This window comes from Sulfurospirillum halorespirans DSM 13726 (assembly GCF_001723605.1).
Lineage (GTDB): Bacteria > Campylobacterota > Campylobacteria > Campylobacterales > Sulfurospirillaceae > Sulfurospirillum > Sulfurospirillum halorespirans.
Genome location: NZ_CP017111.1, coordinates 1,046,913 through 1,067,891, shown reverse-complemented (window position 1 = coordinate 1,067,891; position 20,979 = coordinate 1,046,913). Strand labels below are relative to the sequence as shown.

The window sequence follows — 20,979 nt, the reverse complement described above, 5'->3', positions numbered from 1 at the left end:
AAGAGAGGAAAGTGTGGTTTGACGCGTCTAAATGCCTCAATCCACTAAAGCAGAATGGCTAAAGTGAGGCGGTCTTTAACGCCTATTTTTTCATAAATGGAACTGAGGTGTGCTTTGACGGTGCGCTCCGTGGTTCCAACACGCAAGGCGATCTCTTTATTGCTGAGACCTTCTCTGATTAACAGGGCAACATCGCGCTCTTTTGTTGAGAGTTTTTCAAGCAAATTACTCTTTACATGTAACGATGTTTTAGGTGTCAGAAGTGTCTGGATCATCGTTTGAATAAACTCAGGGTAAAGCCATGTATCACCGTGTTTTACAACCTCTAATGCCTCTTGAAGATGGATGGGATCCATATAGGTATTGCCATAGGCTTTAACGCCGTATTTTAAAAAGAGTGAGCCTTGGACAAAACTTGGTTTTTGACTCAAAAGTATGATGCGAACAAGCGAATACTCACTCTGCAAAAGATCTAGAAAACCTTCAATTGCATCGCCACAACAGTGCTCATCAAACAGCAAAACACTCTTTACATGTAAAGAATTTAAAAAGCTCAAAAGCTCTTTTTCATGGCGACAACGATGAATCTCTTCTGCTTGTAAACTACTATGCCAATGTTCAAAAATTTCGCTATTCGATGCGTAGAGAATAATCATATCAGCGCTCCCTAAATGCGTTATTTTTTGCTTTCAAAATAGGTTTGAGTAGATAATCAAGAACCGTTTTCTTTCCTGTTAAAATATCAACGGTAGTTGTCATTCCCACCATAAGTTCTAGAGGTTTTTCAACCGTTCCTAAGTGGTTTTTATCGGTTTTGATATGCACCAAATAGTAACTCTCCCCTTTTTCATTTGTGATAGTATCGGCACTAATAAAGACCAGTTTTCCTTTGAGTCCGCCATAGATGGAAAAATCGTATGCGGTAAATTTAACCATTGAATCCAACCCTAAACGCAAAAAAGCCACATCGGAGGGTTTGACTTTCGCTTCAATAAGGAGCGTATCTTCGGTTGGAACAATCTCTAAAATGTCCATACCCGGCTTAACAACACCTGAGACAGTGTTGACCAAAAGCTGTTTAATCGTACCATCCACTGGGGCTCGAACCAGTGTTCGCTGCACGCGATCTTCAAGGCTTGTTTGTACCTCTTGAAGTCTGGACATCTCTGCAACCGCTTCATTCAGGTCTTTTTTGGCTTTATTTTGAAAATCAAGCTCGGCACCCGATAATTTATTTTTTGCCTCTTGAATCGCAGACTGCACACGAGGAATGGAAAGCCTTGCGGCATCTAAATCCCCTTGAATGGAACTGGATTGGCGTTTGAGTTGGAGAAGTTCCATTTCAGAAACCAACCCTTTTTTGGCTAAAGGACCCATGATATCAAGCTCTTTTTTAACCAAATCATTCCCATTTTGCAATTGAGCCACTTTAGAGGTCAGCTCTTTAAGCTCATTGCTTTTTTGGTAGAGTTGTTCTTGAAACACTTGAAGGGTTTGCTTGAGTTGCTCTTGATTGGATTCATGCAAACTCTTCTCATAGACAATTTGACGCTTCATATCTTCGTTGGTGGTTTCCGTACTATCAAAAGGCTGTCCACTGGACTCTGCTGCAAGTCTTAGCGATTTGGCTTTGAGCTCAATATACCTTAGGCGGCTCTCACCAAAAGAGCTTGCAAACCCTTTGTCATCGATTTTGAGGAGTACTTGCCCTTTTGTAACATGTGCACCCTCTTTAACCATGATTTCAGAGACAATGCCACCTTCCAAATTCTGAATCACTTGGAGCTGTTGCGAAGGAATGACTTTACCCTCACCGCGTGTTAATTCATCAATTTCGGCAACACTCGCCCAGACAATCAACCAAAACATCGCTATAACAATCACCCAGAGCATTCTACGCGATGAGTTTGGAACTTTTTGAAGTACTGCCTCACTGAGGCTGGACATAAAAGCTAAATCTTTTTCAGTGTAATTGTGTTTCATTGGGGTCGCACACCTTGTAATGTTGCAAGAACATCTTCTTTTTTTCCATCTAAAATAACCCGCCCGTTATCGATAACAAGCAAGCGCTCTACCATATCCAAAAGTGACATTTTATGCGTAACCAAAAGCGTTGTCCTTCCTTCAATACTCGCTTCTAAAAGCTTTTTAATATGGTTTTCTGACGTATTGTCCAAAGAATTGGTCGGCTCATCCAGAAGCATAATAGGCGCATCAACCAAAAAAGCCCTCGAAATAGCAATGCTTTGCCTCTGTCCACCTGAAACACCATCTCCTCGTTCAAGTACTGGCATATCATAGCCCAAAGGATGGCTATCAACAAATTCGTCGACACCTCCCATTTTAGCCGCTTTTAAAATCGTTTCATCATCCACATACGGCGCTTTGTAGACGATGTTATCTCTCACGCTTCCTTGAAAAAGTACAACATCTTGAGGAACATATCCAATGTTTTTACGCAAATCCACCGGATCAATTTGGTTGATATCGATCCCATCAATGAGCACCGAGCCATCATCGGGAGCATAAAGTCCTAAGATGAGTTTTTCAATGGTCGTTTTACCAGAGCCATTGCGTCCCAAAACACCGACTCGCTCGCCTGCTTTGATGACAAAAGAGACATTATCCAATGCTTTTTTGTTGCTCTCAGGATAAGAAAAGGTGACATTTTTAAACTCTATTTTCCCTAAAAAGTGCTCACGCCTCACAAATTTTTTACCGCTAGGACGCTCGCTGGGCAGTTTCATAATATCATCGATAGCTTTGTAAGCCGTACGGGTCTGCTCAAAGCTCGCGATCAGCGCAGCCACTTGTCCCATAGGCGCAATCGCACGTGAAGAGAGAATGACCGCAGCGATCAATCCACCCATCGTCAACTCCATCTCTTTGATCATGTACACACCCAAAACCACGACAACAATGGTATTGAGTTGAACGAAAAAAGAGGTAATTGTGGTAATAGAGTTCGATAAAATTTTCGATTTTAAACTTCGTTGGGCGATTTCACCGCTCGCCTCTTCCCATTTCCACTGCGCATGTCCTCCTGCGGAGAGCGTTTTGATCGTCTCCATGGCATTAAGGCTTTCGATCAAAATACCATTTTTAATCGCAGAGGCTTGGTAGGTGCTTTCAATGCTCTCTTGCAAAGACTTTTTAATGCTGAGCGTATACGCCAAAATAGCGAGCATCAGCACAAAGGGAACCAAAACCATGTAGCTTGCGATAAAATGTATCGTGATTAAGAAAATAAAAGCAAACGGTAAATCAATCAATGTTGCCAACGTCGAAGAGGTCAAGAAATTGCGAATGGAGTCAAAATCGCGTAAATTGCTGGCAAAAGAGCCAACAGATTTGGGGCGCACTGCCATTTTGAGATCCATCACTTTTTCAAAAATGATCGATGACATAATGACATCACTCTTTTTACCCGCGATTTCAAGAAAATAGGAACGCAAAAATTTCAACACAATGTCTAACACATAGACGACAAAAAGACCTAGAGCTAAAACCCATAAGGTCTCAACGGCATTATTGGGGATAACGCGATCGTAGACATTCATCGTAAACAGTGGACTTGCAAGCACAAAAAGATTGACAACCAATGAGGCAAGAATAACATCGATATAGATCTGTTTTGAGCGTTTCACCGTTCCCCAAAACCAGCTAGAACCACTGTTTTCAAGTATTTGATTTCGATTGGTATCGGCGATAAACTCTTTTTTGAGTAAAAAACAGTAACCGATGTACTCTTTTTCAAGCTCTTCTAACGTGATAATATGTTCACCATCAGGAATATCAGGGTGAATAATCTTGACTTCTTTTCTACGATCATCCACAAAACTCTCCAAAATACACGCCGAACGATCTTTAAGAATGATAATACAGGGCAAGACTAAAGGGGAGAGTTCGCTCAAAGATTTGTGCGAAAGTTTAGTAATGAATCCTGCTCGTTTCGCCGCACGCGAGAAGAGCGATTTTGATCCACCTTTCAAGGAGAAGAGCTCTACTGAACCAACTCCTTTTTCAATCGGAAGTCCAGCAACCAGGGCTTCGGCACTGTAAGGAATATTATAAAGCTTTGTAAAAAGAACCAAACATGATAAGAGTGGATCTTCCGATAAGCGATAAATCGTATCTGTTTGCATAATTATCCTATAATCTTAGGTTCGGCAATGAAACTGCCTTGGATGTATTTAATGCCCATTTTCTCTAACTTCTCTTTTTGCGCGCCATTTTCAACATTGGTTGCAATTATCTTGATCTCCATACTATCGGTGATAATTCCAAGGCTTCGGTTTGGAGCATCCAGTCCATTGTCGCCAAAAAGGTCAATCATATAGGAAGCTTGTATTTTAATGTAATCAGGATTGATCTGCTGAATTGCGGCTAAGCTCTCGCTGTTGATCGCAAAATTATCAATACCAAAGCCGTATCCAAAACTTCTCAAATACTTAGAAAATTTGATCAGAATTTCAATCGGCATGTCAAGTGAACTTGGCATCTCGAAATAAAGCCCTTCAATGCTCAGTTTTTTAAAGCTTTCAACACTATCTTCTAACCACGCCCAGTCGTTACTTTGCATAAAAATATCTTTTCCAAGATTGATACAAACCGCTTTACATGTAAAGTGTTTTTCACCCAAAATTTCAATGATGCGTTGGATAACATAATGATCCAACTGGGCACCGAGTTTAAGCTCCATGACCATTGGCATAAAATAGCCTGCATTGTGCAGATGCCCATTGTAATCTTCCAAGCGCAAGAAGAGTTCACTGTGAAACTCAGAGGTGAGGGCATTAATCGAGACCACATTTTGATACGCAAGTTTGAAACGTTTTTGCTCCATGGCATTTTTAAGCTCTTGTGTCCACGCCTCTTTGCCAAGAACAAGCTGAGAATCGCCTGTTTGCTCAACAAAGCTGTTAATGCTAAACGCACCTTTTGCTTTAGAGGAAGTAAGCGCAAAATCGGCTTTGGAAAAGAGCTCTTTGGAGTCAGATTTGGCAAAATATTTGGCATAACCGATATTGATAAAATGCTCTTTTTCATTGAGGTCATAATTTTTAGTCAAGCTTTTAACCATCGCATTGATCTCTTCGCATAAAAGCTCAAAAGAGCGTTGCGATGTGGCGGGTGCAAGAATCGCAAAGTCCGTGTCACTCAGTTTTGCACTGACATACTCTTTTTGGTTATCAATGGCGGTTGTGATGCACGAAGCAATTTCTTTGATAAACGCTTCACTTTTTTGATAGCCCAACTTTCCTTTCAGACGTTCAAAATCATTCAAAGAGACTAAAATCAACGCCCCTTGCGCATTTTTAGCTTCGCTGGAGAGGTACTCTTGGAGTTTGATGTTAAAATAGCGACGGTTGTACATCTTCGTGACCGTGTCTTGGTAAAGAATTTCATGGTAACGACGAACCGCATCCGCCTCTTTTTCAAAAATCTCTTTCACTTTTTTCACCATACTGTTCATCGCAAACACAACGTTTTTGAGCTCTTTGGTAAAGGGAATGTCATGCTGAATGATAAAATCACTCTCCAAAATGGCTTCCGCTTGCTCTTTAACCCGTTTGAGGGGTTGCAAAATGATACTTAAGATGAGTTGCAGACAAAAGAAGCCGATAAAAGATGCGACGATAAAAACAGATAAAACCTCTTTAAAAATCGTCCATAATTGGCGGTAAGCATGTCCACTGTTGAGCTGTACTGAGATAACACCATACGGTGTCCAGCCTAACATAATTTGCGAACTAGCAACAGGCGTTTCGACTTTGATATTTTTAACAAACCACGCAGGCACATCTGCTACAACAACCTCTTGTACTTTTTCAACAAGAACCTCTTTGTGCATGTCTTCGAGCGTGATTTTTTCATAATACCCACTGTCAAAGACAGAATTAATCATTGTTTCAGCCATAGAAGTGTCATCTTCCGTTGCGACAGAACTAATAGATAACCCCAGTGAATTTGCAGTGTGAAGGGCATCTGTGTAGGCTTGTTGCTTGACATATTCATTCGAGCTGTTAAAATTGAACCACATAACAGCACCAAAAATCACTGTCTGAAAAATGGACAAAACAATAATTATCTGTTTAAAAAGCGTCATTGCTCTTCTCTCCTAATTTTATCTATCAGATCAAACCATTTTTTATTTTTCTGCATCCCCGAAGGGACAACTTGGCCCAGCCCTTGCTGTTTGGCAAGGTACAATGCATCACCATTAAAGCTGTATACAGGAACGAGATCGTTCCTGTATGTTGCTGGTAAAATTTTAAAATTGATATTATCTAAAACAAGAGGAACAGAAGTGGGTGTCTCAAAATAGGTCAAGACCATATGCGCCTGTTGATACTTAATCGCTTTAACATAGGTAAAAAAAAGCTTGTCAGTGGAAATGCCCAGTTGCTTCAATGTAAAATATTTTGCAATGACAAAATCTTCACAATCTCCAGCACCCATACCAATGAACTCCATACGCGTTGCCCAATAATCTTTTTGGTGCCAAATCTCTTCATCGGAGGCAAATCGCATCTGATTAAAAAAGGCATTCACTTTTTCAAGCTTTTCAGATTCCCCAGAGGTTTGAAGCGAGAGCATCAGCGTATTTAATACCTCAACTCTTCGCTTCGCAGCTCCTCCATACTTTGTTTCAACTTTTTTGAGTATTTCCTGCGTAAAAAACTCTTGCCCAGCATAAAGAGCTAGAGCTATTAGCGTTATGAAAATAACTATTTTTTTACGCATTCTTCTCAGCTCAATCCCTCATGACGTTAAAGTAACTAACTAAAATTCAACACTTTTACTTGAACATGTTTGAACATGGTAATTTTGCGCAAAATCAGGATCAAAAGAGTCTGTCAAGACACCCATGTTATCCAAAAGACGATATTTTGCATACAGTAACGTTGCTTCTGCTGTTGCTAACGCTTGTCGTGCAGAGTAGTATTCACCCTCAGCATCGAGCAAGTTAATTAGATCACGTTTACCAATAGAAAACTCTTGTTGATATGAATCCAATGTTTTTTTACTGTAATCCGTATGCTCTTTTAAAAGCTTGATACGTTGTTGGGTTGATTGGTAATTTTCCCAAGAGAATTTTATACTCTCGTTCAATTCACGCTCGATATTTCCCAATGTCTCATTCTCTTTAAGTTTTAAAACACTGTATTTCTCTTTGGTTAAAAGGTCAGACCCTTTGTTGTAAAGATTATAGCGAAGTTTTATAAGTGCCGTATATTTTTCTGTTCTTCCATCAATACCATCAAGATCATTTCCCTTTGTCGCTGCAAGTTCAGCGTCGATTTTTGGATAAAAAGCGGCTTTACTACCTTCATACAGCGCATCGGCTAAGAGCACATTGGCTTGTTGAACTCTGACAGACGGATTGCATGAAAGGCTCTTGTCTTTGATTTTATCAAAGTTAACAGGGAGTGTTGATGTAAACAGAGGTTTTGCCAAATCATCAGCATCCAGTTTTTGACCGTATAGTTTTTCAAACGTTGAAACCGCATCTTTATAGTCGTTTTCTTGTGCAATCATGTTTGATTGCGCTAGAGTGTACCTACTCCCTGCTTGTTGCGTTTCAGAAAGTCTACCGAACCCTGAATCTGAACGCTCTTTAATCTGTTTAAAAATGGCTTCATGTGTTTTGACATTTTCTTGAGATAACACGAGAAGTTCTTTTTGTTTCAGAAGCATAATATACGCATTGACGTATTTTAAAAGGGTTCGATCAGCCCTTTCAGCAACACCAAATGCAGCCGCATCGAGTCTATTTTTTTGTTGTTTGATGGTATTTTCCGTTAAAAACCCGTTGAAGATATTCTCCGTTAGCACCAAAGAGGTCTCATTCATGGCACCATCAACTCTATCTTGATTGGTAGATGGAGTCTTGACATCTTGGTACCCGTATGAACCCACTAAATCCAATGTTGGAAGGTAGCCATTTTCTGCTATATTGTACTCTTTAAGTACACCATTATAAACTTCAACACTCTCTTTAAACGTAGGGTTGGAAGAAAGGATAGATGTTGCGCCTTCTTCTAATGTTAAAGAAAAAGCGAACACTGGAAAACAAATAGTTGCCAAAGATAATACTTTTGTGAGATTCATAATCTCCCCCTTTGTTTGATCTTACCAAAATAATACAGAACCCTATTCATCGATTGAGCAATTGTATCATATTATTTTTCCAAGTGCAATAGAAAATGAGGATTATAAGTCTTAAAAGTATTTATGTGTGACAATTCTCTGCCGAAAGCCCTATTTAAAGCCTTTTGCAAATAAAAATAATGCTGTAATCTTTTTGTAATATTCTTCACTATTTTTATTAAAAGATGATTTAAATCTCTTTTTAAACTAGGTCTTATTTCGCTATTTTGTCGCCCACAAAAACGTTACTATCTTACCTAATTTTGTCTTTTCTACTTCCCTTTAAGCCACATTTAAAGGTATAAAAATCTTAAAACAGGCTCCATTGTGTTGATTTAGAACTTCGATTGTGCCATTAAAACGTTTCTCAATGATACTTTTACAGATAAACAACCCTATACCAGCCCCTGCACTTTTGGTGCTTACATGTAAATCAAATATCTGCTCAATAGGTTCTATTGTAACGCCACCCGCATTGTCTTGGATCGTAATGATGCACGTATCGTTGACTTCATTGATAGAAATATCTATCAACGCGTTGGAGTGATCGCATGTATTGAACTGATCTTGGGCATTGAGCAAGATATTTAAAACAACCTGTATAAACTCATTGGGATTTCCAACAATGCTACTATTAGTATTCGTAAAAAACCGTAGCGTAATGCCAGAATTTTTGAAAGAGAACGCTAACATTTTTTGGATCGATTCTAACTCCTCCATAACATTGAACTGACTTTTGTGCGCATACGGTTTTAACAGAAAATTGTAAAAAGTATCAATGGTTTCGGAGAGATGCTTTAAAATATCAAAACTCATATCCAAAGATTTCACCAAGTTACTCTTTCGAATTCTCTGCTCCAAAAGCAGTGTGCCTTTCATGTGCGTCAAAATGGCGCCAAGCGCGTTAAGAGGCTGCTTCCATTGGTGTGCAACATTTCCGATGCTTCTGCCTATTGAGATGTATTTGGACTGATGCAATCGCTCTTGTTCATTCTCATCCATATGAAATTTCATCACGCTGTATTGGGTTTTGATTGATTTGATTTTTAAAAGTAAAATCGCTGCAAAAAGAATCATTTCCCATAAACTTCCCACTAAAAGGGTGTTTTTACCCATATCAAGAACATCGATAAGACCTAATTGCATCAACCAAAACAGCAGCGATCCTATGCAAAAACCCACCAACCCTACAGCGTATAATCTCGCATACTCAACTTTTTTCCTCCACGCATAAAACGACAAAAAAAGGCAATACAAAGGAACGATCAGCCCTGCTAGAATCGCAATGGTTTGATACGCACCGTGAAGACTTAAACATAAAAAAGCAACAAAGCAACAAACACAGAGACAGTAGGTTAAATGCACTAAAAACAGTGAAAAACGGTGAATCTCTAAGCATGAAAGCGTAAAGAGTAAAAGTGCAATATGAAATCCTTGCGCGCTTACGACTTTGATGAAGGTGTTGATTCCTAAATGCTCTTGTGTTAGAAAAAAGATGTAATTATTGATATACATAATAAAAACAAAAAAACTCACTAAATACATACTATAATAAAGATATTCCCTACTTTTAAAGAGTCCGTAAATCATCATATTCAACACCAAAAGAAGCAGTAAGAAGCCTGTAAAAAACGTAGTTGGTAGAATCGTCATGAGCTTATCGTAATCAAGTTCGGATTTTGTTCCTATATTCATTGCAATCAAAATAGGACGATCGGAGACGATTTTAAACAGATACGTTAGCGGCTCATCGGAGTGTAACAGCGCAAATCGAACGAAAAAATGCTCTACCTCTCTTTTTTTAAAGGCAACCGCATTGCCATTATGCATTACATCTAAAAGCTGATCTTTGTGAAAAATATAGCAATCGACGTAAGCCAGTTGATCGTATTGAAATTCTAAAAAGAGCTTCTCATGTGCGGTATTTTGAAGCTTCAACGCCATCCAATACGTCGCATCACTGACCCCAAAACTTTTAACGCGAGGAGAGAGAGGTTCAAAACGACCTTCTTTTAGCAGTGCGTAGGCTTGCTCAAGCGTTACACTGTGTCTGTCTTTGAACACTTTGGCTTGATCAAGAAGGATAAAGGAATCAAGCGAAGGCGAAAGGCGCAAGGAGTCAACAGCACATGAGAAAGAAGCAAAAAAGAAGAGAAAAATAAAACACCTCATTTTATTTTATCCCAAATGTAATAGTGACGGTATGTCCCTAGCTCCTGTGCAATTTTTTAAAGACAGATCATCAATGTTAATACGATACCCAACCCCTCTGATGGACGAGATAATCGAGTCTCCAAGCTTTTTACGAATGCGAAGCACAAGATTTTTTACGGCTGAATTACACTGTATCTCATAATTCCATAATTTCGCTTCAATGAGCTCTTTTGAGATGGTTTTATGGCAATTATCGAGCAAAAGCTCAATCAACTCCAACTCTTTATTGCCTAAGGTTTTGATCTGATTGTAATGGTAAAACTCTTTGGTATCGTAGTTAAAAACCAAGTTTTTATTGAAGGTAATTAAATTGGGTGTGCTATGGGTTCTACGAATCGCTTTGGACAATATTTGAACCAATGCGTGAAACTCAATGGGTTTCAGCAAATACCCATCAATCGCTAAATTCGCGGCATTTAAGAGTGAATTTCTATCATCAAAACTGGTCAAGATAATAATAGGTATCGCATAATCAAGTTGTCTAATTTGGCGTGTTAATTTGATGCCATCTTTTTTAGGCATGCGTATATCGGTGAGAATAATATCAGGATGTTCATCTTCATACACACTAAACGCCTCTTCTCCGTCTTTTGCACAATAGACCGCTTTAAACAGTAGCTTCAGCGTACTGGTAATTTGCGTTCGCGTGATGGTGTCATCTTCAGCAAACAAGATGCACTTACTTTTTAAAACCAAAAGGCTACTATTCAATTGAAGTCCTTAAAGGCAAATATTGTGAAGTTATTATAGGAGGAAAGGACTAAATTATAGCATGCCATGGTCATATCAAAGTCATATTCTAAGCCTAAGGATATGACCTTCAAAATCTAACCTTACATGTAAAATACTCACGATATGTTTCGATTATGAAACTCTGTTAACAACAGCCTTAAAATAAGCCTTTTCATTTAAAAATACCATCAGCCTACGCTTCAAATAAAGGATTCTCATGTTACAGACCATTCGTGCTAAATTACTCTTCTTATTGTGTGTGTTTCTTTTCGCCATTATAGGACTTGGGTATCTGCTCACCATTAACACCAATGATGCCAAAAATGCTGCCAATCAAATTAAAAATGCAGGTCACATCCGTTCACTCAGCTCTCAACTGGGTGTCCATACAAGAGGCTATCAGCTTTTCTTTGATCCGCGCATCTTGGAGAGTTACTTTACAACGTACACAACCATCTCCAAGCTGATCACCGAGCTACGCCCCGTTTTAAAAACGGAAGAGAGCAGAGTCTTGTTGGAGCAAGCGTTTAGGGAAATTGAGGCGTACCATACTGCTAGCGTTGCACGTTTTGATATACTCAAACACCACAAAGAGGCGATTGTCTCGCCTGAATTTAAAAACTCTAGCGATGGTCAAAAATTAGCACAGTTAAACGCAGAAGCCACCAAAAATTATTTTCAAATTGAATCGTTGGTGAGCACGCTTACCGAAACACTGGAAAGCCATGAATTTGCGATGCTTGAAAAAGCAAAAATGACAGGATTACTGCTTGCAGCGGTGATTTTTATCCTTGCTGTTGGTATCTTTATATTCATCAACCAATCCATTCGTAATGCCATTCATAAAGCCATCATCGGATGCCAATACATCTCAGAACATAAAGATCTGCACTACGTCATTCAAACAGGAAGCCACGATGAGATCGCGCAAATCACCCATGTGATGAACGGACTGCTTGCCCAGTTGGCACAAGCACTCGATGATGCTAAAAAGACAGCCATCGAAAATGCGGCAGTTTCTGAAGAGCTATCGAGTACTTCGATGCAAATTGGTATTCGCATCGAAAATGCTGCCAAAGAGGTTGAAGAGACTACCCAAACGACCCAAATCGTTGCCGAAATTTTACATAAAAGCGAAGTGAGCTCCAACCAATCAGGTCTTCTTATTTCTCAAGTTGCGACAGAGTTAAACGGCGCTGCTGAAGAGGTTTTGGTTGTTTCCTCAGACTTGCAAGAGGTGGTGATTCAGCAAACAGAACTTTCAACAAGGTTGGTTCAACTGGATCAAGATGTGGAACAAGTCAAACAAATCTTAGCCGTCATTGCTGATATTGCAGAGCAAACCAACCTTTTAGCGCTCAATGCCGCCATTGAAGCAGCACGCGCGGGGGAACATGGACGAGGGTTTGCCGTTGTTGCGGATGAAGTGCGTAAACTGGCAGAGCGGACGCAAAAAAGCCTTATAGAGAGCAATGCCACGGTTGCGGTCATCGTCCAGTCGGTCAACACCACCGCAGAGATGATGAAAACAAGTGCGCATCAAATCCAAGACCTAGGACAGCGCGCGCAAGTCACCCAAACCTTAATGCGCACAACGGTGGACAATATGAACCAAGCTCAAGAGATGGCAAGTCAAACGGCGCAAGACACCAAAGCAGGCCGAGTCAAAACCTCAGAGGTCATAGAGCGCATTCAAAACATTAGCCAACTCTCAAATACCAATGCGCGCAGTGTCGAAGAGGTCGCATCCGCTGCTGAACACCTCGCACGGCTCTCCGAGGGACTGAGCGCAACCCTTGCCATCTTTAAAACCGTTTAATGCGATGTCACACTGTTTTCATGAGGATGCTACCTCTTTAGCGTACTCTCGCCAAACGCCCTTTTCAAAGCGTTTGGTGTCGTTATCTAAAAAGATCGATAAGATCATCGCTAAAAGCCATAAAACCTCTCGGTACGGAGCGCTTTTACTCCTAGATATAGATGACTTTAAAACGCTCAATCACACCAAAGGTCATGCCCTTGGCAATGAAGTTTTACATCAAATCTATCAACGTTTATCCCACACCGTTTCACCTTTACATGTAAACTATTTGCAGGGCGATGAATACGCCATAACGCTGTGTACAACTTCTTCATGTTACGACCACGCCAAAGAGGGGATGAAAGCGCTCGCTTACATGATCTTAAAAGCGTTGCAAGAGCCTTTTGTGATGGCACACCATTCCATCAGGCTTACAGCCAGTATGGGAATTGTGCTCTTTTTGGCACATGAATATTCCCATGAAAAAATGGTGCAATACGCAGATAGCGCGCTATACGAAGCAAAAAAATCAGGACGCAATACCCTGCATTTTTTCAGTCCCCTACTCCAACAAAAACTAGAAGAAGAAGCCGTGATGCTAGAGCGTTTGCACCATGCGATTCATCAGCAGCAGATGTCGCTTCATTATCAAAAACAGTGGGCGCTCAATCCGCTTACTCAGGACGTTCACGAGATAGGTGCTGAAGCCCTGATTCGCTGGATTGACCCCGTGCATGGCATGATCACACCCGATAAATTCATCCCTTTAGCCGAAAAGAGCGGGTCTATTATTCCCTTAGGGGAGTGGATACTCAAAGAGGCGTTTACGCAATTAAAATCGTGGCAAGATGACCCTCAAAAACGCCATTGGCAACTTTCTATTAACATCAGCATTAAACAATTTGAACGAGACGATTTTATATCTATGGTTCAAGAATTACTGCAATCGTTTCAATGTGATGCAACCAAGATTCGCTTTGAACTGACAGAGAGCCTTTTGATCAACGATTTGAAAAGTTCCTTGCGAAAAATTTATGCACTCACCAAGCTTGGTATTTCACTCTCTATTGATGACTTTGGTACGGGATATTCATCCTTAGCCTACTTAAAACGACTGCCCATTCATGAATTAAAAATAGACAAATCTTTCATACGCGATTTAGCATCCGATCACGCCGATGTTATTTTAGTACAGACGATTTTAGGCATTGGCAAACGATTTGGTTTAGATGTCGTGGCAGAAGGTGTCGAAACAGAAGAACAGTACCAAAGATTGCGTGACATGGGATGTCGTTACTTCCAAGGCTATCTTTTCAGCAAACCAACCCCTCCTTCTCTTCTTTAAGAACCATTAACTAGCCATTCGACCTCTTTACATGTAAGCGTGATTAACATTCGGTTCACACTAGGTTATCAAACCATTCAAACTTCGTGCTTATACTTTCATTGCAAAACAAAAACGCCAATTTGTTTTGTAATGATCTTCCAAAGTTAAATTTCAACACTCAGATTGCCCCCATTCTGAGTGTTTTTTCTTCTTCAATCACGCTTTTTTAGACGCGTATATGGTTATTTTTCAAAAATACTATTGGTGATCTGTACCGTTGAAATCGCATTTTTGGGTGAGCCATCAATGAGTTTGTCGGAGTACGTCAGGTAGATAAGCGTATTGCGTTTTGCATCGTAAAATCGAACGACTTGCACATGCTTGAACAGTAACGATGTTGACTCTTTAAAGACACGTTCGCCATCACTCTTTTTGGACTGAATCTCCGCAGACAATGCAATAACGCCTGTTTGCCTGCACGCGATAGAAGCATCCGCCGTATCTTCCGCGATACCAAAAGAGCCTTTGATACCGCCCGTTTTTGCACGCGAAAGATGACACGAAACACCTGGTATTTTGGGGTCATCAAACGCTTCTATCACAATTTTATGATTAGCCCCGAGTAACACAAAAGCCGTATTGACCGAGCCAATCTCTTCTGCTAAAACGGATGAGCCAAAACAGATGAAAGCCATCGCTAAACGAACCATTTTTTTTGTATTATCACTCATTTTGAATTCCTTATGTTGATTATGTTGCAAGCCTAAAACAAACTATACTTTGTAAGAATACTTGCTTAATTTTACCGTTTACTTGATGCCACTACGACTCCGAAATGGGTTATTTTAACATCACTGTATCAAACTTGGCTTGAATATAGCTATTTGTCCGCACCATTATTATTTTAAATAGATTTCTAATGTTGCACTGGAAATTTTGTTGAGTTAAGAGAGTTAAAAATTTATCCCTCACTGTGATTTATTAACCAATCGTCCTGTAATACTATCAGGTTTTAAACTTTCAAAATCGTATTTATATGAACTCGAATTCAATACACGACGAATCATCTGAACCAAATGAACAAAAGGTTTTTCATTTTTTTCGCAGTGATATTCTAATATATACTCCGCAAGAGCCTTTCCCCATGCTTCGCCTTTGTCAATTTTTTTCAAATCGGGATATTGTTCATGTAAAACTTCAAAGAATTTTTTTCCTGACTTACACGTTGTTACTACATCAATGAATGCCTCTTTTATGACATTCAGCCTCTCACCAGTTTCAATAGAAACAACCTCACATAATTCATTTATTGATAAATTGCCATACTCGAAATCAGGGTCAGATACAATAAATTCACCAAATAAATCTCCATCTTCAGCTGCTTTTTTCACAACTCTAATATTATCTTTTCGGTCTCCATCCAACATAATGAAGCTATATATCTGCATGCTAATATCCTTTCGCAAACTTTCTCTAAATGCTACGACTCTCTTTTCAACAAAATTGCCACCTAAATTGATAATCGCTACACGGTTTTCATTTTCAAAAATAGATTTTATAGCACCAAACTCTGTTTCACCTTCAACATAGACATTGACTTTAAGTCCAAAATCCAGCCCTAAACTACGGATAAATAAATTTGATGTGTTCCTTTCGCCATCTAAAATTTTAGTATTACCATATATCTTTTTTTTATGTTCTTGATTCACTGTTGCATAGCCACAAGCATCTTCTTCTGGAAAATTTTTTTCATACATAAATTCCATGAGTCTCCTAAAACCTTCAGAAGCTTCTTTCAATTGCATAGCTGCAGCAATCTGTCCTTTTAACTTGCTGCGTCTATCACTTCTCATTAAGCGAATTAAGAGGTGCAAGTTATTATTGCTATCTAGAGAATCTACCGCTTGACAAAACTCATTTTTGTAATACACAAGCCTATCTTCTCCAATCTCTAGAAGTAATTCAACCACTCGGTCTCGAAGTTTTTCTAGCTCTACTACCATTTGTTCAAAGGAATGAGGATAGCGTATTGATATTTTTTCATAAACGATGCGATGTGTTGTAGGCTCAATAATTGCAGACAAAGAAACTAAAGTGTTTAAATAATACAGAATATCTTTTGCAATACTATTTTGCATATTTTTTTCAAAACGTTCTAGGTGACCTTGAATCACTTGAATGTAGCCTTCAGAATTTTGCATTAAATATGATGGTACAGCCCCTGAACTAAAATATTTTGTTGCAAGTTCATATAGTACAAAGCATCTATAAGGATGAAAATAAAGCATGAGAGATTCATCATTTTTTGGAATATTGAGAAAAGCACTCAAATATTTTTCTAAAACAATAGGCTTTCTCTGATCAACATATACTTTAAAGCCATCGTCATTTTCGCCAACATATTTTAAATTGGGAATATTGACAGAGTATTTAGCATAAATTGCCTCTGCATTAATAAAGCCAAGATACCACAAGTTATAAATGTCAGACTCAGAAAATGTAGGTAGTTTATAGTCATTCATTTTTTTAGACAAGGTCTTAGCATCCAACAACTTTAACTGTCTTAAATTATTAATTTCAATATAGCCATTGAGCGAAATGATTTTTTCAACCATATCTGGCTCCAAGAGATGTTTCATTCTACTCATTAAATTCCTTTGTTGGAATAATCTAAGTTTGTAGACACAAAATTAAAGTCAAATTATACTATTTTCAAATAGTACACAGAGGTTATGTAAACGGATTAATGATGGTAGGAAAATTTCGCTCAAAGATTATCGCTATATCACGGGTTGGACGGGTTACAAAAATCTTAAAAAAAGTTTTCTATTACATGCTTCAATGATGCTAAACAAAAGGTGAAAATAAAAGCTGAGTCTTTTTTGAGCCAAAAATGAGTCAAAATTTAAGACCTCCGACTCCAGAAACAATAATTAAAAGTTATAGATGAGTTGTTGGAAAGTTCGATAGTATAAGGATTTGTGAAGAATAAGTGGTGTCAAGAGAGGGGCTCGAACCCTCGACCTCCGGCTTATGAGGAAAGCTTGAAAATTGACAATATCGTATTTATGGGGATTTTAGCACTGACAAATAACGCTAATACCTACTAATTTACGCATTTTTGGTGACACTTTAGGTGACACCCTACTCCATTATTAATGACTTTATACTTTGATTTATTATGCCATTTATGGCATAATTTTATAAAGGATGAATTATGATGAGAAATCAACTGGTTGAAAAAATTGAACAACGACGCAAACAGCTCAAAATCAGTTTAGAAAACCTTGCTAAGCTAAGTCAACTAGGTATGAGAACTGTTAATCGTTTCTTTGCAGGCGATGATGTAAAGTTAAGCACAGTTGAAAGCATTACCAATATTTTAGGACTTGATTTTGCAGGTAATGAAGTTGTTCCTTTCGAACAGCTACAAAAAAATAGAGCTCATCAAAAAGCACAATTCATGGCATCACTGGTTCAAAGTACCTCGGCACTTGAAATGCAAGGGTTAGAAAAAGAAGTCCTTGAGAAGATGATTGCTGGGTTTGAACAAGCATTTTTGAGCGGTGAATATAAAAAAAGATTGTGGGTAGCTTAATGATTGATAGTACAAAACCCATTGATGATGCGACACCCTATCATGATCTCTCAGGATTAAAGCTCCCCAAAAATAAGACCTATATGTTAAGCGATATTTATATTAAAGAGGCTGAAAATATTGCTATTGCAACCCTAAAGTATTTATCAGCACCACCTTCCAAAAAAGAAGCCCCATTCTCTTATGATTGGATGTTAAAGCTCCATGAGGAGATGTTTTGCAATGTATGGGATTGGGCAGGGAAGCTTCGTCATAATGAACTATCAATTGGTATCAAAGCTTATCTCGTACCAATGGAACTTAAAAAGTTAGTAGATGATTTAGCCTTTTGGGTTAAACATAAAACGTATGATCATTATGAAATTGCTGCACGTATTCATCACAGAGCCGTTTTCATTCACCCTTTTTCTAATGGGAATGGTAGATGGAGTCGTATGCTTGCTAATATCTATTTACGTCAAAATGGACTTATGCCTGTTAAGTGGCAAGAGGATTTATTGGCAAAAGAAAATCCAAAACGCAGTGATTACATACAAGCACTTAAAAAAGCAGATCAGAGTGATTTTGCAGATCTGATAACCATGCATCACCAAACGTATTAATCAGCACATAAATCAAAAAACTAACCTAATATAATACCCTAAATAGCTATCGGAGGTTTTCGCCGCAAAATCAATATACTATTATAAACATAATAGTATATTTTGCTAAAAAAATATGGTATTAAATACATAATACGATAAGGAGTTAGATGTAGCACAATTCTATGGATATGAAAAGCACTTCATTTGATCATAATGTTGGAATCTAATTTCACCTCTTGCTATATCAAGTAGTTTTTTTATCATAAACTTTACAAAATTAAATGATGTTTTGAAATATTTCTATCACTGAAATCAACTATTTTATGGTCGTTTATTTATCTAAATCCAAGCTCTGCAATATATAATATTCGTTGAATAAATAGCTAAACATACAAAGGTAAAAAAATCGAGTCATACATTAAGAAAAATCGTGTTTTTATTTTAGGTGCTGGATTCTCCGCAAGTGCTGGAATACCGCTAACTGCTGAACTTCTAAAGTTAACAATGCAGAAATTTTCTCAAGAATGTCCAGAACTATTTCAACGAGTTGATATGTATGCCCACGAATGTTTTCAAGATTATGACGAAGGTTGTCTTGACTACGCTAAAGTTGACTTTTCAGAATTATGCACATTTCTTGAATACATTGAGTTAAGAGAATATGGGGGCGGTGAAAGATGGAAAGAAGAAGGTTCAAGAGAAAAACTTGCATTAAGGTTTTATCTCTCAAAAACAATTGCAGAGAAGACACCTGCCATAGAGAATATTCCCAAAATCTATCTAGATTTTGCAAGTCAACTTCATGAGCATGACATTGTTCTTTCCTTTAACTGGGATTGCTTATTAGAAATTGCACTATTGAAGGTTGGTAAAACATATACATATAATTGGGATGATGCTCAAGCAATTAAAATATGTAAAATGCACGGGTCAGTAAATTGGCGTCTTAACGAACCACGCTATATAGGAAAGCAAACCAACATAATACAGTGGAAATCTCTACGATTTACGGAAGGGATGATGACAAATGAACTGTTCCATACATCAATTATTCTAGATTATAAAGTATGGCATCAGTTCTCACCTTTAGGTGAACTAGAACCATTTCTTGTATTGCCAGGATATGGTAAAGCCTTTGATGTTCGCTCCAATGCAGTCTTATGGTACAAACCTGAGTTTGCATTTGGATTTACCCATGACGTTTATATTATTGGTCTTAGTCTAGCCCCTGATGATTTTTTTATACGAAGCTTATTCTTGTCAAACTTACCATATATTGATGATTTTTCTGGTGTTGAAGGAAGAAAAATTTTTATTATCAATCCAGATCATAATGCAAAGAAAAACTATGAATTTATATTATCCCGTGGGCAGGCAGAACTCATTAATGAAAAATTCACCACAGAGCATATAGATTTAATGAAAGAACGGATCAAAAATGTTTAAAAACCCCAAGGGAACTAATCAAAAACAGAAGGACATAAACAGAAAGACATATTTTCGATTGCTCTCATTTTGATCGTTATGTGCAGATGCAGAAAATTAAGTGAAAGGAGCAATGCAATGCAAAAATATGAGAACTCCTACTATTGCCTGTTGTCACTAATATTACCTGTTCGCATTTTGAAACTATACCTGAGGAGTAGTTATAATGAACGATTTTGAAGACACCTATAAAAAAGCAATAGAGGTGTCAAACGAACATTTAAATTAGACATACATTTTGAAAATATAGTCGCGTTCTAGGCTTTTCAGAGAATTTCATATGACTGAATTTGCGCTTTGCTTCACAAGGAATACTAAACCGCTTGTGAATTAGTATTGGTCTCCTCATTTTTATTAGACAAGACTTCGCTAATCATCGTTTCATATAAGTCCATTGGATGATTGTCAGTAATGATATGTGACACAAACATTTTCATTACAGGGATATATTCATTATGATCTTTAGTTAATTGATAGTCCATAAGTATTGTATCCTTTAAATAACCGGTAACCTGAAAATAAGGATTCTTTTCTTCCGCAAATACAATATGTAAACCAGATGCAGTAGTTCCTAGCTCATAATGATTTCCTGAAAAGTTTTGAATTGATTCTGATGCTTGAAAATCATGGGAAAAATGATAAAAAACTGTATTGCTTAGTTTTACAAATAGGGTTGCAATATCAACAGCATCTTCTGCTTGATGACGTTCAGGGCTTATAAATTCATGTTCCAATAAATTTCTGATTTGATTCACTTTGATAAGTATCCGAGGAGCGAAGAGTCCAATCTCGTTAATATATTCAATTTTTTTTGGGAATTGTTTCGCTTTTTTTAACCCTAAAAGCTTAATGAGTTGCTCAATTTGGCAATCTATCGCTCTCTTTGCATTAGCAAGTGCATTCACATTGCCAGAGTCAGTATTTACAGCTAAATCATTTTCTGCATTATCAAGAAATATATCTGACTTATTTGGAGGTTGATAGTTTAGTGATCCAGTTCCTGAAATACACCAATCTTCTAACTCAGTTCCATATTTTTTTAAATATATCGCTAACTTCATTAAAGCCTCATTTTAATTTTAAG

Annotated in this window: 16 protein-coding genes; 5 read left to right on the top strand and 11 right to left on the bottom strand. The window is 38.1% G+C overall.

Going from position 1 to position 20,979, the window contains the following annotated elements; translation table 11 throughout:
* Positions 1 to 44: 44 nt before the first annotated feature.
* The 8 genes from SHALO_RS05255 to SHALO_RS05220 form a co-directional block, all read right to left on the bottom strand.
* Positions 45 to 656, bottom strand: coding sequence for a response regulator transcription factor (locus SHALO_RS05255; RefSeq protein ID WP_069477669.1), 612 nt, complete (start codon positions 654 to 656; stop codon positions 45 to 47).
* Position 657: 1 nt separating this feature from the next.
* Entirely contained in the window at positions 658 to 1,983 is a 1,326-nt protein-coding gene (locus tag SHALO_RS05250; RefSeq protein WP_069477668.1) for an HlyD family type I secretion periplasmic adaptor subunit, read from the bottom strand.
* Positions 1,980 to 4,145, bottom strand: a complete 2,166-nt coding sequence (locus SHALO_RS05245) for a type I secretion system permease/ATPase (protein WP_069477667.1) — start codon at positions 4,143 to 4,145, stop codon at positions 1,980 to 1,982. The genes SHALO_RS05250 and SHALO_RS05245 overlap by 4 nt, the downstream gene beginning before the upstream one ends.
* A 2-nt stretch (positions 4,146 to 4,147) precedes the next feature.
* Complete coding sequence (locus tag SHALO_RS05240; protein ID WP_069477666.1) at positions 4,148 to 6,109, bottom strand: bifunctional diguanylate cyclase/phosphodiesterase; 1,962 nt, start codon at positions 6,107 to 6,109, stop codon at positions 4,148 to 4,150.
* A complete protein-coding gene (locus SHALO_RS05235) occupies positions 6,106 to 6,747 on the bottom strand; it encodes a transglutaminase-like cysteine peptidase (protein ID WP_069477665.1) in 642 nt (213 codons plus the stop codon). Before SHALO_RS05235 ends, SHALO_RS05240 begins: the two co-directional genes overlap by 4 nt.
* Before the next feature lie 39 nt (positions 6,748 to 6,786).
* Positions 6,787 to 8,115 carry a TolC family outer membrane protein gene (locus SHALO_RS05230; RefSeq protein WP_069477664.1) on the bottom strand — a complete coding sequence of 443 codons (1,329 nt, stop codon included), beginning with the start codon at positions 8,113 to 8,115 and terminating at the stop codon, positions 6,787 to 6,789.
* A gap of 321 nt (positions 8,116 to 8,436) precedes the next feature.
* On the bottom strand, positions 8,437 to 10,326 hold the full coding sequence (locus SHALO_RS05225) for a sensor histidine kinase (protein ID WP_069477663.1): 1,890 nt from the start codon (positions 10,324 to 10,326) through the stop codon (positions 8,437 to 8,439).
* Between the two features lie 6 nt (positions 10,327 to 10,332).
* Positions 10,333 to 11,079, bottom strand: coding sequence for a response regulator transcription factor (locus SHALO_RS05220; RefSeq protein WP_069477662.1), 747 nt, complete (start codon positions 11,077 to 11,079; stop codon positions 10,333 to 10,335).
* Positions 11,080 to 11,317: 238 nt separating this feature from the next.
* Here SHALO_RS05220 and SHALO_RS15620 point away from each other — a divergent pair, with 238 nt between their 5' ends.
* Complete coding sequence (locus SHALO_RS15620) at positions 11,318 to 12,919, top strand: methyl-accepting chemotaxis protein (RefSeq protein WP_069477661.1); 1,602 nt, start codon at positions 11,318 to 11,320, stop codon at positions 12,917 to 12,919.
* A gap of 76 nt (positions 12,920 to 12,995) precedes the next feature.
* Positions 12,996 to 14,246 carry a putative bifunctional diguanylate cyclase/phosphodiesterase gene (locus tag SHALO_RS05210; RefSeq protein WP_158513715.1) on the top strand — a complete coding sequence of 417 codons (1,251 nt, stop codon included), beginning with the start codon at positions 12,996 to 12,998 and terminating at the stop codon, positions 14,244 to 14,246.
* A gap of 224 nt (positions 14,247 to 14,470) precedes the next feature.
* Here SHALO_RS05210 and SHALO_RS05205 read toward each other — a convergent pair whose 3' ends face one another.
* Both SHALO_RS05205 and SHALO_RS05200 read right to left on the bottom strand, forming a co-directional pair.
* Positions 14,471 to 14,959 (bottom strand): CreA family protein, encoded by a 489-nt coding sequence (locus SHALO_RS05205; RefSeq protein ID WP_174543302.1) that lies wholly within the window; start codon positions 14,957 to 14,959, stop codon positions 14,471 to 14,473.
* Between the two features lie 237 nt (positions 14,960 to 15,196).
* Positions 15,197 to 16,876, bottom strand: coding sequence for a hypothetical protein (locus SHALO_RS05200; protein ID WP_069477659.1), 1,680 nt, complete (start codon positions 16,874 to 16,876; stop codon positions 15,197 to 15,199).
* A 569-nt stretch (positions 16,877 to 17,445) separates the two neighbouring features.
* On the opposite strand from SHALO_RS05200, the gene SHALO_RS05195 reads away from it, so the two are divergent.
* From SHALO_RS05195 to SHALO_RS05185, 3 genes are all read left to right on the top strand, one after another.
* A complete protein-coding gene (locus SHALO_RS05195) occupies positions 17,446 to 17,826 on the top strand; it encodes a helix-turn-helix domain-containing protein (protein ID WP_069477658.1) in 381 nt (126 codons plus the stop codon).
* Positions 17,826 to 18,428, top strand: coding sequence for a mobile mystery protein B (locus tag SHALO_RS05190; RefSeq protein ID WP_069477657.1), 603 nt, complete (start codon positions 17,826 to 17,828; stop codon positions 18,426 to 18,428). Before SHALO_RS05195 ends, SHALO_RS05190 begins: the two co-directional genes overlap by 1 nt.
* A 486-nt stretch (positions 18,429 to 18,914) precedes the next feature.
* Positions 18,915 to 19,856: a hypothetical protein gene (locus SHALO_RS05185; RefSeq protein ID WP_069477656.1), complete on the top strand. Its 942-nt coding sequence runs from the start codon at positions 18,915 to 18,917 to the stop codon at positions 19,854 to 19,856.
* Between the two features lie 353 nt (positions 19,857 to 20,209).
* Here SHALO_RS05185 and SHALO_RS05180 read toward each other — a convergent pair whose 3' ends face one another.
* Complete coding sequence (locus SHALO_RS05180) at positions 20,210 to 20,956, bottom strand: hypothetical protein (protein ID WP_069477655.1); 747 nt, start codon at positions 20,954 to 20,956, stop codon at positions 20,210 to 20,212.
* Between the last annotated feature and the right edge of the window lie 23 nt (positions 20,957 to 20,979).

Excerpts from the sequence above, each read along its gene's own strand:
- SHALO_RS05255 (WP_069477669.1), bottom strand. The coding sequence starts at position 656 with ATGATTATTCTCTACGCATCGAATAGCGAAATTTTTGAACATTGGCAT.
- SHALO_RS05250 (WP_069477668.1), bottom strand. The coding sequence starts at position 1,983 with ATGAAACACAATTACACTGAAAAAGATTTAGCTTTTATGTCCAGCCTC.
- SHALO_RS05245 (WP_069477667.1), bottom strand. The coding sequence starts at position 4,145 with ATGCAAACAGATACGATTTATCGCTTATCGGAAGATCCACTCTTATCA.
- SHALO_RS05240 (WP_069477666.1), bottom strand. The coding sequence starts at position 6,109 with ATGACGCTTTTTAAACAGATAATTATTGTTTTGTCCATTTTTCAGACA.
- SHALO_RS05235 (WP_069477665.1), bottom strand. The coding sequence starts at position 6,747 with ATGCGTAAAAAAATAGTTATTTTCATAACGCTAATAGCTCTAGCTCTT.
- SHALO_RS05230 (WP_069477664.1), bottom strand. The coding sequence starts at position 8,115 with ATGAATCTCACAAAAGTATTATCTTTGGCAACTATTTGTTTTCCAGTG.
- SHALO_RS05225 (WP_069477663.1), bottom strand. The coding sequence starts at position 10,326 with ATGAGGTGTTTTATTTTTCTCTTCTTTTTTGCTTCTTTCTCATGTGCT.
- SHALO_RS15620 (WP_069477661.1), top strand. The coding sequence starts at position 11,318 with ATGTTACAGACCATTCGTGCTAAATTACTCTTCTTATTGTGTGTGTTT.
- SHALO_RS05205 (WP_174543302.1), bottom strand. The coding sequence starts at position 14,959 with ATGAGTGATAATACAAAAAAAATGGTTCGTTTAGCGATGGCTTTCATC.
- SHALO_RS05200 (WP_069477659.1), bottom strand. The coding sequence starts at position 16,876 with ATGAGTAGAATGAAACATCTCTTGGAGCCAGATATGGTTGAAAAAATC.
- SHALO_RS05195 (WP_069477658.1), top strand. The coding sequence starts at position 17,446 with ATGATGAGAAATCAACTGGTTGAAAAAATTGAACAACGACGCAAACAG.
- SHALO_RS05190 (WP_069477657.1), top strand. The coding sequence starts at position 17,826 with ATGATTGATAGTACAAAACCCATTGATGATGCGACACCCTATCATGAT.
- SHALO_RS05185 (WP_069477656.1), top strand. The coding sequence starts at position 18,915 with ATGCAGAAATTTTCTCAAGAATGTCCAGAACTATTTCAACGAGTTGAT.
- SHALO_RS05180 (WP_069477655.1), bottom strand. The coding sequence starts at position 20,956 with ATGAAGTTAGCGATATATTTAAAAAAATATGGAACTGAGTTAGAAGAT.